Raw genomic sequence first — 15367 nt, 5'->3', positions numbered from 1 at the left:
CTCCCCGCACCTCTGAGCTTGCCGCGCCGCGGGCCCGGTGTCTTCGGACGCCGGGCCCGTGCCGCGCCGCACGCGCCCCGCTCACCCCGTTGCGGCCGTCACGCGCACCGCAGCGGCCCGGAACCTCGCCCGGTACTCGCTCGGCGTCGTGGCGTGCCGGCGGCGGAACGCCCGGATGAGGGTGTCGACCGTGCCGAACCCGCAGACGGTGGCGACCCGCTCCAGCGTGGCGTCGGTGCTCTCCAGCAGGTTGCCGGCCAACTCGACCCGCACCGACTCGATGTAGGCGTGCGGCGTCATACCGAGTCCGGACTTGAAGATGCGGGTCAGCTGGCGGTCGCTGACATGCGCATACGCGGCCAGGTCCGGGACGGTGAGGCGCTGGTCGATGTTGTTCAGGATGTGATGCCGGAGGTCCTCGATGCGCCGGGTCGTGGACACCGGCTCCAGCGGCACGCTGAACTGGGACTGCCCGCCGGGCCGCTTGAGGTACATCACGAGTTGGCGGGCGACGCGCAGCGCGACCTGCTCGCCGAAGTCCTCCGCGACCAGGGCCAGGGACAGGTCCAGGCACGCGCTGATCCCCGCGCCGGTCCAGATCTCGCCCTCCTCGCGGATGAAGATCGGATCCGGGTCGACCCGCACCGCCGGATGGTCGGCGGCAAGCCGCTGCGCCGTCGACCAGTGCGTGGTGGCGCGCTTGCCGTCGAGGAGCCCCGCGGCGGCAAGGATGTGCGCGCCGACGCACACGGAGGCCACCCGTCGGGCACGGCCGGCCAGCGTCTTCACCCAGGCCACCGTGCCGGGGTCGGTGACGGGGTGGATGCGGCGCTCGCCGTCCACCTCGACGGAACCGGGGACCAGGAGCGTGTCGATGGCCCGTTCGGCGACCTCCAGGAACGTGGTGTCGGGCAGGATCCGCACACCGGCCGCCGTCGTCACCGGCGCGATCGTCTCGGCGGCCAGGAGTACCTCGTAGCCGACGCCGCCGTCGGTTTCGTGGGGGACGAGCGAGAACACCTCCGGCGGGCCGGTGACGTCGAGGAGGTCGACGCCCTCGAACAGCACGATCACGATCAACCGGTTCACGGTCCCCACCCTGTACCCCCTGCCTCGGCCGCGGACGTGGGTGTCGGTTTCTGCGAACAGCACGTCATTGCCGACAGCCCGGCGCGGGCCATAGCGTCGCATACGGGTTCAACAAGCTGTTGAGCAACGGTTCGACCCGTTCGACGAACCCTCGGAACCTCAAGTCCCCAACCCCTGGAGAAGTCCTGTGACCAGCAAGACGCTGCGCGAACTCGGCGGTGCCGACGACACCCCTGCGGCCCTCGCGTCCTCGACGCTGATCCTCGTCGACTACCAGAACACCTACACCCGCGGTGCGATGGAACTCGACGGCTGGCAGCCCGCCCTGGAAGCGGCGTCGGATCTGCTGTCCCGGGCCCGCGAAGCTGGTGCCGAGGTCATTCACGTCCAGCATGACGACGGCGAGGGTTCGCTGTACGACATCCGCACGGAGACCGGCCGGATACACCCCGACGTCGCCCCCGTCGAGGGCGAGTCCGTGGTCGTCAAGAAGGCCCCGGACTCCTTCCACGGAACCGACCTCGGAAAGCTCGTGGACGACGCCAGGAACGAGACCGTGATCGTCGCCGGGTTCATGACCCACATGTGCGTCGCGTACACGGCGGCGTCCGCGGCCCTGCGCGGCAACAGGCCGACCGTGCCCGCGGACGCGTGCGCCACCCGGTCGGTCGTGGATGTGACCGCCGACGAACTGCACCGCAGTGCCCTTGCGGCCGTCGCCGACGCGTACGGCGTCGTCGTCGCGTCCGGACGGGAGCTCGTCTGACACGGCTGCGGCTTCGCTCGCGTCCGCCGCCCTGATCATGGCGGAACACAAGGATCCTCAGAACCCGCCGCCGTCGAACCCTCCTCCCCCACCGAAGTCCCCACCGCCGAATCCGCCCCCGAAGTCCCCGCTGTCGAAGTCCGCGCCGGAGACGTCGCCGCCCTCGTAGCCGCCACCGCCGTAGCCGTAGCCCGCTCCGTAGTCGGCGGCGTAGGCGGGCGTGGCCATCATGCTGCCGAGCAGGGTGCCGATGAGGAGGCCGGGGAGGATGCCGCCGCCGAAGTATCCGCCTGCCCAGGGCCCGTAGGCCGGGCCGGCCTCCCAGTACGGGCGGCGGCCGTACTCGGTGTCGACCTCGCGGATCACGGGGTCGCGGCCCTCGGAGAGGCGGGTTCGGTCGGCCGCGCAGACCGGGACCTCGCGGGCCGTGCCGCCGGGCGGGGTCCAGGTCTCGTCGGCCACCGCCGGACCGTGCCGCGGGTCGAAGAAGCACGGCGGCCGGCGTTCCGGCAGGGGCTGGTGTGCCCGGCGGGCGGCCAGCTGGGTGAGGGAGAAGCGGCCGTCCGCCAGGGCCTGGGTGACTGCTTTGACGTCCTCCGGTTTGCGGGCGGAGTCCATCAGCCGTTTCGCCTTTTCGTAGGCGTCCAGGGCGCTTTCGTAGTCCGCACGCATCGCATCGTCGGCGCCGGGCTCGCCTGGGTGGAAGTCCAGGCGGTCCAGTTCCTCGCCGAAGGCGGTGATGTCCTCGTCGACCACCACCCGTAGCTTCTCCAGGCCCTCCCGCTGCTCCGCCTCGTGGCGCCGCCGGTTGCGCTTGACCAGCGCGTACGCGCCCGCGCCGCCTGCCGCCAGCACCGCGCCGACGGCGATCAGACCGCCGGCGTCAAAGCCGTCGCCGCCCCCGCCGTCGCTCCAGCTGGCCGGTGCGGTGCCGTTCACGTTGCGCAGCGCCGAGTCGACGAAGTCGTTCAGCTGGGCCTTGGGGTCGCCGGCGCTCTGCACCGAGGAGACCAGGTTGTCCACCGCTTGCCGGGACATCACCGAGGAGTCGGCCGCCGCGTCGAACCGGTCACCGACGCGGACGCCGTACAGGCCCGTCACACCGGTTTCCGTGCGGAGGTTCGGCAGCAGGTTACTGGTCGGCTGATCGGCCGGCAGCACGGCGACGAAGACCGGCTTGTCGGCGTCCTTGATCTTGTCGGCGAGCGCTTCCGCGTCGGCCGACGACAGCTGGTCCGAGGCTGCGGGATCCACGTAGACGGGATCATCGCGCAGCGCCTCGGCAACCCGGGAAACGTCCGTGGCCGCATGTGCGCCGGGCGGGCCGGCCACAAGCACCGCCGCAGTCGCGGCGACCGGCACGATCAGCAAGCGCATGAGTCCCCGGAAGAGCGGAGTCCTCATACTCTCGACGCTACCTGATGGGACGGGCAAAGGCGCCGGTCCAGGTGGCTGGATTCCCACCGCGACCGGCGCCCCACGGCAGCCGCCGCGTGCCGTACGGCGGCTCAGGCCGCGCGGTACGCGGCGCTCAGCCTCTCCACCGCCGCCCCGTACCGGCCCGTCAGCAGCAGATGATCGGCCTCGGCGAAGGGCTTCGCCACCGCCTCGGTGATGTCGATGCCGGCGGCCCTGTGCTGGACGATCAGCCGGGCCTTGGTGACGAGCGCACGGCCCGCCTGCTGCGCCCCGGCCCTCTCGGCCGCCCGGGCCGCGATGCCGAGCGCCCTCAGGGTCCCGGCGCCCCCTTCCGGCACCGTGGTCAGGGTCGTCAGGCCCCAGCCGTAGGGGAACCTCGGGTCGTACGCGCTGTCCCCGACGTTGATCGGCAGCTGTGCCTCCGACTTCGGCCAGGTGACGGGGAGTTGCCCGGTGAAGGCGCGCTTGCCGTACAGCACGTCCGCCACGCCGTCGCCCTCCGTACCCGGCAGCCAGGAGGCGACCAGCGCGTCGATCCCGGCGAGCTGCTCGTCGTCGATCAGCTGCGGGCGCCCGGAGACGATCAGCACGGCACACTTCATGGCGCCGCACACCTTGTCGACGGTGGCCCGGTCGGCGGCGCTCAGCTCCAGATCGTTGCCGTTGCCGACGTCACCGACACCCTCGGCGTACGGGGTCTCGCCGACGACGACCACGCCGACGTCATGGCCGTCCGTCGGCGCCGAGGCGTCCTTGGAGTACGTCAGCCCCGGGGCGTTCTTCCGGATCGCCTCCAGGATCGTCGTGCCGGGGGTGATGTCGCCGGACGCACCCTGCCAGGTGATCGTCCAGCCGCCGCTCTGGTTGCCGATGTCGTCGGCGTTGGATCCGGCGACGTAGATCTTCTGCGACTTGCGCAGGGGCAGCACGCCGTTCGCGTTCTTCAGCAGCACCTGCGACTGGGCTGCCGCCTGCCGCGCCACCGCCCGGTGTGCGGCGGACCCGATCCGGTCGGCCCCGCTGGTGTCGGCGTACGGCTTCTCGAAGAGTCCGAGGCGGAACTTCTGCGTCAGGATGCGGGAGACGGCGTCGTCGATCCGCGCCTCGCCGACCCGCCCGGCCCGGGCCTCCTGCACGAGCGTGGTGTGGAAGTCGCGGAAGGCGTACGGGGCCATGACCATGTCGAGGCCCGCGTTGACGGACGTACGGATGTCCGAGGCGTAGTCGCCGGGGAGCTGGTCGATGCCGTTCCAGTCGCTGATGACGAAGCCGTCGAAGCCCATCCGGTCCTTGAGCATGCCGTTGATCATGTCGGCGCGACCGTGCATCTTGACCGGGCCCCGTCCGTCGCCGATCAGGTCGAGCGAGGAGTACGACGGCATGACCGTGCCGACGCCTCGGTCCACCGCCGTCTCGTACGGCGCCAGGTGCACGGCTTCCAGCTGCTGCCGGGTGACCTTGGTGACGCCCTGGTCGATGGTGTACGTACCGGTGCCGGAGGAGCCGTACTCGGTGCCGCCGTCGGCGACGAAGTGCTTCGCGGTGGCGAGGACCTTGTCGTCACGGTCCAGGTCCCGTCCGTCGGACCGGCCCTGGAGGCCCTGGATGACGGTCTCCATGGAGTCGACGAGCGCCGGGTCCTCACCGAAGGACTCGTACGCGCGTCCCCACCGGTCGTCCCGCGTCACGCACAGACAGGGCGCGAAGTCCCAGGGGATGCCGGTCGCCCGGGTCTCGGCAGCCGTCACCGCGCCGGCCCGCTGGGCCAGCTGCGGGTCCCGGGACGCGCCGAGCCCGATGTTGTGCGGCAGGATCGTCGCGCCGACCAGGTTGTTGTGGCCGTGCACCGCGTCGACGCCGTAGATCAGCGGGATCTGGAACCGCGTCGCCTGCGCCCGCAACTGGAAGCCGTCGATCATCTTCGCCCAGGCCTCGGCCGTGTTGGGCGTCGGGGTGGAGCCGCCGCCGGAGAGGAGCGAGCCGAGCGCGTACGTGGCGATGTCACCGGGCGCGGTCAGGGCGCCGCGTTCGGCCTGGGTCATCTGGCCGGCCTTCTCCTCCAGGGAGAGGCGGGAGACGAGGTCGGCGACGCGCTTGCGCACCGGCAACCTGGGGTCGAGATACGGCAGTCCGTGCGCGTCGACGACGACCTGCGGGGTCTCCGCCGGGGACTTGGCGCCGGTGACGGTCAGCTTCAGCGGGATCGTCTCGGCGGGCTCGGCGGACCTGTCCTTGCGGGTCGGGACGCGGACCTCGCGGCTGGTTCCGGAGACGGTGCCGGCCGGGAAGGTGACGGTTCCCGCGACCGGGGTGTAGTCCGATCCGGGGTCGGCGGTGCCGCCGGTGGTCTCGTACGTGACGGTGACGGGTTCGTCGATGGGGGCGGAGCCGGTGGTGGCGACGGTGAGCCGTACGTTCGCCGTGCCGCCCTCGTCCGTCGGGTAGACGGCCGAGTCGGTCAGCACGGAGGCCTTCAGGGACTGGTCGGCCCTGCCGTACAACTCGACCCCGTCCATGGCGAACTGCCCGTTGACGCCGACCGGCAGGGTGACGCCGTAGCCCCAGGTCTCGGTGAGGCCGAGGATGTGGTCGATGCCGCCGACCGGCTGGTGGTCCGTGCGGTAGGTGAAGTCGGTGAAGGGCAGCTCGATCTGTTTCCAGCCGCTGAAGTCGTCGGTGAAGGAGGTCGTCCACAGCTCGGAGGCCTCGCCGTTGGCGCCGCCGTCCTTGAGTTCGAAGACGATCTTCTTGCCGTTGTTCCGGCCGTCCCACCACAGGCGGAGGCCCTTGTGGGCGGACCAGTCGTGGGCGGGCTCGGCGAAGGCGAAGTCGTGGGTGAAGCCGCCGTAGCCGCTGATGTCGTAGGTGCCGGAGAGGACCTTCTCGCCCTCGGGCGCGTCGCCGCGGGCGGCCAGCTCCAGGGTGGGCGGGTCGTCGTTGTCGCTGCCCCAGGTGAAGAGGCCCCCGGCGGGCGGGCTCGCGAAGGGGACCTCGCCCTCGAAGCGGTCGACGGGGACCGGGGCGGGGTCGTCGGCGCCGGACGCGGGGGCTGCGGAGGTGAGCGGAAGCAGTGCGGTCAGCAAGGCGGCGGAGGCGAGCAGGGCGGTTCTTCGCATGGAACGTCCCTCGACTCTCGTGGTCCACTTATGACTTACCTCACGCCTTGAGTTAACTGGGGGCGCCGGTTGGCGTCAAGACTTCACGTCAGAACCGGTGCGCACTCAACTCCTGGCCGGAGCAGTGCCGTTGTCCTTTCACCTCATGAACGCGCGACCCCTTGACGCGTATACGAAGCCGTCATTTACTCACGGCTCGCACGCCCCCATCCCCCACCTCCAGAAGGGCGGCGCTCCATGAGGAGATCGACGCGGACGCTCGGGCTGCTTCTCACCGGGCTCCTCACCACGGCCGGCTTCACGGCGGCCACCCCCGCGCAGGCTGCGGGCGAACAGGTCACCGCTTGGCTCACCACGACGGACGACACCGCAGGACGCCATGTGACCCGCGGGCTGCAGCCGCAGACGCCGTTCGCCTTCCAGGCGGGCTCCGGCGGCAGCGGCGAGAACATCACGGTCGACGAGAACACCCGCTACCAGTCCTTCACCGGCGGCGGCGCGTCCTTCACGGACACCGCGGCCTGGCTGATGGACGGCAGCGGCGCGCTGTCGCAGGCCACGAGGGACGACACGATGCGCAAGCTGTTCTCCCCGACGGAGGGCATCGGGCTGTCGTTCCTGCGCAATCCCATGGGCGGCTCGGACCTCGCCCGCTTCGGCTACACCTACGACGACATGCCGGCCGGGCAGACCGACCCGGACCTCTCCGAGTTCTCGATCGCCCACGATCTCCAGGACGTCGTGCCGCTGACGAAGCAGGCACGTCAGCTCAACCCCGGGCTCACCGTGATGGCCTCACCCTGGACCGCGCCCGCCTGGATGAAGGACAACGGGCAGCTCAACGGGGGCTGGCTGAAGGCGGAGCACTACGGGGCGTACGCCTCGTACTTCGTGAAGTACGTGCAGGCCTACCAGGCCCAGGGCATCCCGATCTCGTACGTCACCGCCCAGAACGAGCCGACCTGCTGCGCGGGCTATCCCTCGATGAGCTGGAACGCGAGCGGGCTCGCGTACTTCACGAAGAACGAACTGCTGCCGAAGCTCCAGAACGCCGGGCTGTCGACGAAGGTGCTGGCGCACGACTGGAACTGGGACACCTACGACGCCTACGCCGCGCAGACGGTCGACGACGCCGCCGTCCGCAACCACCCGAACTTCGGCGGGATCGCCTGGCACGGCTACGGCGGTGACGTGGCCAAGCAGACGCAGGTGCACAACCAGTATCCGCAGCTGGACGCGTTCGGCACCGAGCACTCCGGCGGCACCTGGATCGCCAACCAGCAGCGCGAGGACATGATGAACATCATCGACTACACCCGGAACTGGGCGAAGTCGGTGACCAAGTGGTCGCTCGCGCTGGACCAGAACCGGGGTCCGCACAACGGCGGCTGCGGGACCTGCGACGGTCTGATCACCGTCCACAACGGGGACTCCCGGCACGGGCAGGTCGACTACACCGTCGAGTACTACACGATGGGCCACCTGACGAAGTTCGTGAAGCCGGGCGCCCAGCGCATCGCGTCCACGGCGTCGTCGTCGGTGCCGAACGTGGCGTGGCGCAATCCGGACGGTTCGAAGGCGCTGATCGCGTACAACGATGCGTCCAGCGCGAAGACCGTCACGATCAACTGGGGCTCACAGCACGCCACTTACTCGCTTCCCGGCAAGACGTCGGCGACGTTCACCTGGTCGGGCACCCAGACCGAGGGCCCGTCGCAGTCGGGGGCGTTGGTGGGTCTTGCGGGCAAGTGCCTCGACGTGGCGGGCGGTTCGCCGGCCGACGGCACGGCGGTGCAGCTCTACGACTGCAACGGCTCGACCGCCCAGCGCTGGACCGTGCAGTCCGACGGGTCGGTGCGGGCGCTGGGCAAGTGCCTCGACGTCGCGTCCGGAGCGACCGCGAACGGCGCGAAGGTCCAGCTGTACGGCTGCAACGGGTCGGGGGCGCAGCAGTGGTCGTACGACGCGACGACGGGCGACCTGGTCAACCGCGCCGCGGACAAGTGCCTCGACGTGACGGACAACTCCTCGGCCAACGGCGCCCGCGCACAGATCTGGAGCTGCACGGGCGCCGCCAACCAGAAGTGGCGGCTGCAGTAGGGCGCCGGCTCAGACGAACGGCTCGCCGATGCCGAGCAGGTTGCCCTCGCTGTCGTGGAACCAGGCGGCGCGCTCCCCGCGGAAGCCCTTGCTCGGGTAGTGGCCCTGGACATCGGCGATGCCGTTGGTCGTGCGGAGCCCGGGCACGTCGACGTCCTCGAACTCCACGCCGCGCCGCCCGAGTTCCGCGACGACCGCATCGATGTCCTCGACCTGCCACCCCATCTGGGTGAACGTGCCGGGGGAGGCTCCGGTCGACTGGTACACGGCGAACTCCGTGCCGCCGCACCGGTACAGCAGCCCGCCGGGCCGTTCGTCGACCGGGTCCAGACCGAGCTTCTCGGAGTAGAAGCGCCGGGCCCGCTGAAGGTCCTGGGCGGGCAGCCGGGTAGCCACCTGTCCCCGGGCGAGCAGGTAGCGGGCGTCCGTGGCCTTGTCGTCCATGGCTCCACTGTGCCGTGGACGACGGGCCCGGGGCAGGCGGCGAGGTCCGTTCGGCCTACTCGGCCGGTGTCACCCCGGCCCGCAGCAGCCCGTACGTGTACGCGTCCTCCAGCGCCTGCCAGGACGCCGCGATGACGTTCTCGGCGACGCCGACCGTGGACCACTCCCCCGCCCCGTCGGACGTGGAGATCAGGACGCGGGTCGTGGACTGGGTGCCGTGCACGCCCTCCAGGATGCGGACCTTGTAGTCGACGAGGTCAAGCTTGGCGAGCTGCGGGTAGATCTTCTCCAGGGCCACCCGCAGTGCGCGGTCGAGGGCGTTGACCGGGCCGTTGCCCTCCGCCGTGGCGACGATGCGCTCGCCCTTGGCGAAGAGCTTGACCGTGGCCTCGTTGGCGTGGCTGCCGTCGGGGCGGTCCTCGACGATCGCGCGCCAGGACTCGACCTGGAAGTACTTCAGCGGCTTGCCCTCGACCTCGGTGCGCAGCAGGAGTTCGAAGCTGGCGTCGGCGGCCTCGTACGTGTAGCCCTCGAGCTCGCGCTCCTTCACCCGCTCGACCACCCGGCCGACCAGCTCCCGGTCGCCGCCGAGGTCGATGCCGAGCTCCTTGCCCTTGAGCTCGATCGAGGCACGGCCCGCCATGTCGGAGACCAGCATCCGCATGGTGTTGCCGACCTGCTCGGGGTCGATGTGCTGGTACAGGTCCGGGTCGACCTTGATCGCGGAGGCGTGCAGGCCGGCCTTGTGCGCGAAGGCGGAGACGCCGACGTACGGCTGATGCGTGGACGGCGTGAGGTTGACGACCTCGGCGATGGCGTGCGAGATACGGGTCATCTCGCGCAGGTGGCCGTCGGGGAGGACCTTCTTGCCGTACTTCAGCTCCAGGGCCGCCACCACCGGGAACAGGTTGGCGTTGCCGACCCGCTCGCCGTAGCCGTTGGCCGTGCACTGGACGTGGGTCGCGCCCGCGTCGACCGCCGCGAGGGTGTTGGCGACCGCGCAGCCGGTGTCGTCCTGGGCGTGGATGCCGAGGCGGGCGCCGGTGTCGGCGAGGACCGTCGAGACGACCGCCTGGATCTGGGCGGGGAGCATGCCGCCGTTGGTGTCGCAGAGGATCACGACGTCCGCGCCGGCCTCCGAGGCCGTACGGACGACGGATTTCGCGTACTCCGGGTTGGCGCGGTAGCCGTCGAAGAAGTGCTCGCAGTCGACGAAGACGCGGCGGCCCTGCTCGCGCAGGTACGACACCGTGTCGCCGACCATGGCGAGGTTCTCGTCCAGCGTGGTGCGCAGGGCGAGCTCGACGTGCCGGTCGTGGGACTTCGCGACCAGGGTGATCACCGGGGCACCGGACTCCAGCAGCGCCCTGACCTGCGGGTCCTCGGAAGCCTTGCCGCCCGCGCGGCGGGTGGAGCCGAAGGCGACCAGCTGGGCGTGCCTGAAGGTGATCTCCTGCTGGGCGCGCGCGAAGAACTCGGTGTCACGGGGGTTGGCACCGGGCCAGCCGCCCTCGATGAAGCCCACGCCGAAGTCGTCCAGGTGACGGGCGATGGCCAGCTTGTCGGCGACGGTGAGGTTGATGCCCTCCCGCTGGGCGCCGTCGCGCAGGGTGGTGTCGAAGACGTGGAACGAGTCGTCCAGCTCGCTGGTTACCGACATGGTCGTAAGGCTCCTGTATTGGATCTCGGTCTACCGGAATGACCGGCTCCACCGCCCCCACCTATGGTCCCTCACGCTCTCCGCCCGGCTGCGGGTGGGCCGGGAAACAGAAAAACCTCTCGCGGGTGCGAGAGGTCTGCGCGCGGGTCGAGGACGACGGTGTCCACCCGTACCTGGTCGTACGTGGTGGTCACTGCGGACCGGCGCGCCTGCTGCCAATAATCATGGCGAACGAGAGCACGGGGGCAGTCTGGCACAACTCACCCCCGTGCTCACCGTCCGTCTCAGGATGCGAGCACTGCGCTGATCACCGCAGGTGGCGGACGTAGACGTGGGTGGTGTCGGCGGTGTCGTCCGGCACCAGGTCGGCGCCCCGGCTGCTGAAGGCGACCGTGCGGCCGTGCCGGTCGATCACCGGGTAGTCCGCGTAGTCGGCGCTCGGGCCGCCCTGCGCCGCGGCGCTGACGAGCACCGTGCGTCCGGTGCGCAGGTCGCGCACGTACACCTGACGTGCGGCGTTCGGGTCGGCCGGGGCGGCGGAGCCGAACGCGAGGTACCTGCTGTCGGCGCTGAGCCGGGCGAAGCCGGTGTGGGCGGCCGGGTCGGCGGCGTCGATGCGGCGCAGGTCACCCGTCTTCAGGTCGCGGACGAAGACGTTGTGGGAGCCGTTGGTGTCGCCCGGCGTCAGCTTCGAGTCCAGCGAGTTGAACACCGCGTACCGGCCGTCGGCGCTGACCTGCGGGTACTCGGTGTGCCCGTCGGACGCCGCGCCGTCCGGCGCCTTGTCGACCTGGGTCAGTTCGCCGCTGCGCACGTCACGGACGTAGGCGTCGCTCCAGTCTCCCCGGGTGGGGTACGGCACGAAGAACTGGTAGCCGACCTTGTTGCCGTCCGCGCTGATGGTCGGCTGGGTGGCGGCGGACTTCCAGGCGCCCTCGCCGGGGACCTGGCTGATGCGGACCCGTTCGCCGGTGACGCGGTCGACGCGGTAGACCCGGTTGGAGCCGTCGCCCGCCTGCCCCGTGTCGCCGGTGCGCAGGGCGACGAAGGCGACGTAGCGGCCGTCGGCGCTGAGGGCGGGCATGCTGCCGGCGCTGTAGCCCGTGTCGACGGCGTCGTCGATCCGCTGGAGGGCACCGGTCCGCAGGTCCTTGACGAAGATGTGGTTGTCGTCGGTGTTGTAGGTGGGGTTGGAGGTGAACGCCAGGTACCGGCCGTCGGCGCTCAGCGAGACGTCCAGGACGTTGGCGTCCCCCGGGGTGCCGTCCGCCGCGGTGCCGGCCAGGCGGGTGACGCCGGTCCGCAGGTCGCGCACGAACGCGTCGGCGACGCCGTTGGAGTCGCCCGCGACGAGGTTGTCGGCGTCGGAGACGAAGGCCAGATAGCGGCCGTCGGCGCTCAGGCTCTGCCCGTCGGAGCCACGGTTGCCGTCCGTGCCGTCCGGGGCCACGCTCGCCTTCTCCGTGTACGGCGCCCTGGGCGCGGCGGCCGCCGACGCCCCCGACAGCGTCGCCGTCGCGGCGGCCAGGGCGATGGCGAGCGCGACAACTCGCTTGGTGCTGTGCATGGTTGTTCCCCCGTTGATGGTTGTTGTCATTGAACTGTCCGCAGGAAGACGTCCGACACCCCGTTGGTGTCCCCCTCCACCAGATCGGGTGACGCCGACTCGAATGCGACGACAGTGCCGTCGGCGTTGACGGAGGGGTGCCGCGCCGGGAGGTCGCCCCGGCCGCCCCAGCGGTCGACGCTGACCAACTACCGTTTCCCCGTGGTGAGTTCGAGCAGGTACACGGCGTCTCGCGAGGTGTACGCGAGGTGCGTGCCGCTTCCGGAGAGCGAGTAGGCGACCCGTTCGCCGTCGCCGCTCACCGAAGCCCCGGGCTTGTCGCCCTCCTCGGCCGGTGAGATCAACTCGTCGGTGCCGGTGGCCGTGTCGCGGACGTACAGCAGCCGGAAGTTCTGATCGCCGTTGCGGTTGCCGATGGTGTACGCGACGTGCGTGCCGTCCGGGCTGATGGACTGCACGCGCCCCAACTCGTTGGAGCCGGGCGGGTTCTCGGGCCACAGCCGCTCCGAGCGGCCGGTGGCGCGGTCGTACAGGTAGGGCGCGAGGAACCGGGTGCCCGCGGAGAAGGCGATACGGCTCCCGTCGGCGCTCGGCACCGGCGAGCCGTACGTGTAGCCGCCGCCGAGGTCGATCCTCGTGACCCCGCCGCCGGTCAGGTCCTTCACGAGCAGGCACGGGGTGAAGCGCGCGCAGCCGAGGCTCGGCGCGGTGGACACGAACACGGCATGGCGGCCGTCGGCGCTGAGCGCGGCGCCGTTCGAGGGGCCGTCGGCCTGGGCGCCGTCGGCGGCGGTGCTGACACGTTCGACGCGCGGTGGGTGTGGCGCCGCGCCGGCGCTCGGGGCCGCCGTCCCGGCGAGCGCGAGCAGCAGCGCCGCACCTAACGAGGCTCTGGACACACGTGCGACTCCGGACATGTTCCCCCCTGTGGTCCCCGCCGACGCTTCACCCCCGGCCCCCGCCGGGAGTTCCCCCTGAGGCAAACGCATCACCGACCACAGGGTCAATCGGTCTTATTGCGTACAACCCGGGCGCGAGGTCAGGCGTCCGCGAGGAGGCCGTCGTCCAGGAACTCCCGTACGTGGCCGAGAATCGTCTCCCGGTCCGTGCCGCGCAGCCCGATGGCCACGTGGATGGAGAAGCCGTCCAGCAGAGCCCGCAGGCGGGCGGCGAAGCGGTCCGGGTCGACCGCCCGGAACTCGCCTCTCGACACCCCCTCGGCCAGCAGCGCCACCAGGTCCCGGTGCCAGGCCCCCTCGATCGCGGCCTGGCGGTCGCGGGCGTCGTCGTCGGCGTTCTGCGAGCGGTTCCAGACCTCCAGCCACAGCGTCCAGTGGGGATCGCGGTGGCCGTCGGGGACGTACAGGTCTACGTATGCGTCGAGGCGTTCGCGGGCGGAGGCGGTCCGGGTGAGCAGCCGCCCGCGCTCGGCACCGAGCCGGCCCTCGCTCCACTCCAGGGTCCGCAGCAGCAGTTCGTCCTTGGAGTGGAAGTAGTAGAGGAGATGGCCGCTGCTCATGCCGACCGCCCGGCCTAGGGCGGCCATGGTGAGCTTCTCCAGGCCGCGTTCGGCGATCATCGCCATCGCGGCGGCGAGGACGTCCTCGCGGGGTGGGGCGGGGGTACGGCGGCGGGCGGCGGTCACGCGACGGCCTCCACACGGACGGCGTCGGGTACGAGCCGGGTCTCGTAGCCGCTCGTGCAGTCGGTGGCGACGATCGCCACCTCGGCCCCGCAGCCGCAGACATGGTTGACCCCCGCCTGGCCGTCCGGCCCGCAGCAGCCGATGAGCCGGTGCGGGTCGGAGTGCGGGGCGATGTCCACGACGTCGTCCGGGTGCAGGACGTAGGTGCCGCGCGGCCCGGCGGAGACCAGGAAGCCCCGCGCATCGGACTTCCACATGCCGCCGGGCACGACACCGTCGTACTCCTCGTCGGGACCGACCGGCTCGAACGGCGCCCCGAACGGCAGCGGATCGACGACGAACGTCCCGCGCGGCACGCTGGGCGGACCGTGCCGCCGGCCGTCCGGGCCCGGCAGCCCGTCCCAGCCGGGGTACGCGGGCATCTCGTCGAGCTGCCGGACCGGCTCGGTCAGCCGGGTTCCGCAGGTGGCGCAGAGCAGTACGTTCACCCGTACGTTCTACCTGACCCCGGCCCTCGGCTGCTGCTGAGTGATGCAGTGGATGCCCCCGCCGCCGGCGAAGACCGTCCGGGCGTCCACGAGCGTCACCGTCCGCTCCGGGAACAGCCGGCGGAAGATGCCGGCCGCGATCTCGTCACGCGGGTCGTCGAAACCGCACAGCACCACGCCGCCGTTGCAGAGGTAGTGGTTGATGTAGGAGTAGTCGGCCCAGTGGCCGTCCGCCTCCAGGACGGTCGGCGCGGGCACCTCGACGACCTCGAGGCGGCGGCCCCGGGCGTCCGTCTGCGACTTCAGCAGACCGACGATCTCCTTGGTCAGCTCGTGGTCGGGGTGGGCGGGGTCCGGCTGCACATGGGCGACGACCACACCGGGACGGGCGAACGCGGCGACGATGTCGACATGTCCGAGGGTGCCGAAACCGTACGGCGGGTAGTCGCCGGTCAGGCCGCGGGGCAGCCAGATCGCCTTGCGGGTGCCGAGGTGGGCGTGGATCTCGGCCTCCACCTGCTCGCGCGTCCAGTGCGGGTTGCGCTCCGGGCCGAGCTGGACCGTCTCCGTGAGCAGGACGGTGCCCTCGCCGTCGACGTGGATCGCGCCGCCTTCGTTGACGAGTTCCGAGGCGTACGTCCTGGCCGACCCCGCGAGGTCGGAGACGTACGCGGCGATCTTCGCGTCGTGCTCCCAGCGGGCCCAGTCCTGCGCACCCCAGCCGTTGAACGTCCAGTCCACAGCGGCGAGTTCGCCCTCGGCGCTGGTCAGGAAGGTCGGGCCGATGTCACGCATCCAGGCGTCGTCGAGGTCCCGCTCGACCGTCTCGATGCCCTGGCCGAGCAGCGCGCGGGCCTCCGCCGACTGGCCGGGGCCGCACACCACCGTCACCGGCTCGAAGCGGCGGACCGCACGGGCGACGGACGCCCAGGCGATCCGGGATGCCGCGAGGTCGTCCGGGTCCTCGAAGGTCGGGTTGGGTCCCGGCCAGGCCATCCAGGTGCGCTCGTGCGGGGCCCACTCGGCGGGCATGCGGAAGCCGTCGGCGGCGGGGGTCGTCATGGCGGGTCCTT

Annotated in this window: 13 protein-coding genes; 2 read left to right on the top strand and 11 right to left on the bottom strand. The window is 71.2% G+C overall.

Translation table 11 applies throughout. The features are described from left to right. Nucleotides 1-81: 81 nt before the first annotated feature. Complete coding sequence (locus ACFY5C_RS19160) at nt 82-1098, bottom strand: GlxA family transcriptional regulator (RefSeq protein ID WP_389445650.1); 1017 nt, start codon at nt 1096-1098, stop codon at nt 82-84. 178 nt (nt 1099-1276) lie between these two features. On the opposite strand from ACFY5C_RS19160, the gene ACFY5C_RS19155 reads away from it, so the two are divergent. Next, nucleotides 1277-1855 carry a cysteine hydrolase family protein gene (locus ACFY5C_RS19155; RefSeq protein ID WP_389445648.1) on the top strand — a complete coding sequence of 193 codons (579 nt, stop codon included), beginning with the start codon at nt 1277-1279 and terminating at the stop codon, nt 1853-1855. A gap of 57 nt (nt 1856-1912) precedes the next feature. On the opposite strand, the gene ACFY5C_RS19150 is transcribed toward ACFY5C_RS19155, so the two are convergent. Together ACFY5C_RS19150 and ACFY5C_RS19145 are read right to left on the bottom strand one after the other, a co-directional pair. Continuing rightward, nucleotides 1913-3259, bottom strand: coding sequence for a hypothetical protein (locus ACFY5C_RS19150; RefSeq protein ID WP_389445646.1), 1347 nt, complete (start codon nt 3257-3259; stop codon nt 1913-1915). A 104-nt stretch (nt 3260-3363) separates the two neighbouring features. Continuing rightward, a complete protein-coding gene (locus ACFY5C_RS19145) occupies nt 3364-6390 on the bottom strand; it encodes a glycoside hydrolase family 3 N-terminal domain-containing protein (RefSeq protein WP_389445645.1) in 3027 nt (1008 codons plus the stop codon). 237 nt (nt 6391-6627) lie between these two features. Here ACFY5C_RS19145 and ACFY5C_RS19140 point away from each other — a divergent pair, with 237 nt between their 5' ends. Further along, on the top strand, nt 6628-8490 hold the full coding sequence (locus ACFY5C_RS19140) for a lectin (RefSeq protein ID WP_389445644.1): 1863 nt from the start codon (nt 6628-6630) through the stop codon (nt 8488-8490). A gap of 9 nt (nt 8491-8499) precedes the next feature. Here the strand turns inward: ACFY5C_RS19140 and ACFY5C_RS19135 are convergent, their stop codons facing one another. The 8 genes from ACFY5C_RS19135 to ACFY5C_RS19100 all read right to left on the bottom strand — a co-directional run bounded on the left by ACFY5C_RS19135 (nt 8500) and on the right by ACFY5C_RS19100 (nt 15356). Next, nucleotides 8500-8934, bottom strand: a complete 435-nt coding sequence (locus ACFY5C_RS19135; protein WP_389445643.1) for a VOC family protein — start codon at nt 8932-8934, stop codon at nt 8500-8502. A 55-nt stretch (nt 8935-8989) separates the two neighbouring features. Further along, nucleotides 8990-10594, bottom strand: coding sequence for a citramalate synthase (cimA, locus tag ACFY5C_RS19130; protein ID WP_389445642.1), 1605 nt, complete (start codon nt 10592-10594; stop codon nt 8990-8992). A 307-nt stretch (nt 10595-10901) separates the two neighbouring features. Beyond that, a complete protein-coding gene (locus ACFY5C_RS19125; protein WP_389445641.1) occupies nt 10902-12161 on the bottom strand; it encodes a TolB family protein in 1260 nt (419 codons plus the stop codon). A gap of 26 nt (nt 12162-12187) precedes the next feature. Continuing rightward, nucleotides 12188-12349, bottom strand: coding sequence for a hypothetical protein (locus ACFY5C_RS19120; protein WP_389445639.1), 162 nt, complete (start codon nt 12347-12349; stop codon nt 12188-12190). Further along, nucleotides 12350-13060, bottom strand: coding sequence for a TolB family protein (locus ACFY5C_RS19115; protein ID WP_389445637.1), 711 nt, complete (start codon nt 13058-13060; stop codon nt 12350-12352). A gap of 140 nt (nt 13061-13200) precedes the next feature. Next, the gene (locus tag ACFY5C_RS19110; protein ID WP_389446108.1) at nt 13201-13746 is read right to left on the bottom strand and encodes a TetR/AcrR family transcriptional regulator; all 546 of its coding nucleotides are present in this window, start codon (nt 13744-13746) and stop codon (nt 13201-13203) included. 56 nt (nt 13747-13802) lie between these two features. Further along, nucleotides 13803-14294: a hypothetical protein gene (locus ACFY5C_RS19105; RefSeq protein ID WP_389445636.1), complete on the bottom strand. Its 492-nt coding sequence runs from the start codon at nt 14292-14294 to the stop codon at nt 13803-13805. Nucleotides 14295-14303: 9 nt separating this feature from the next. Beyond that, nucleotides 14304-15356 (bottom strand): agmatine/peptidylarginine deiminase, encoded by a 1053-nt coding sequence (locus ACFY5C_RS19100; RefSeq protein ID WP_389445635.1) that lies wholly within the window; start codon nt 15354-15356, stop codon nt 14304-14306. Nucleotides 15357-15367: the final 11 nt, after the last annotated feature.

It is taken from the genome of Streptomyces sp. NPDC012935 (assembly GCF_042900345.1).
In the GTDB taxonomy this organism is placed as follows: domain Bacteria; phylum Actinomycetota; class Actinomycetes; order Streptomycetales; family Streptomycetaceae; genus Streptomyces.
Note: the sequence above shows the minus strand (reverse complement) of the source record. Positions and strands in the feature narration are given on the sequence as shown.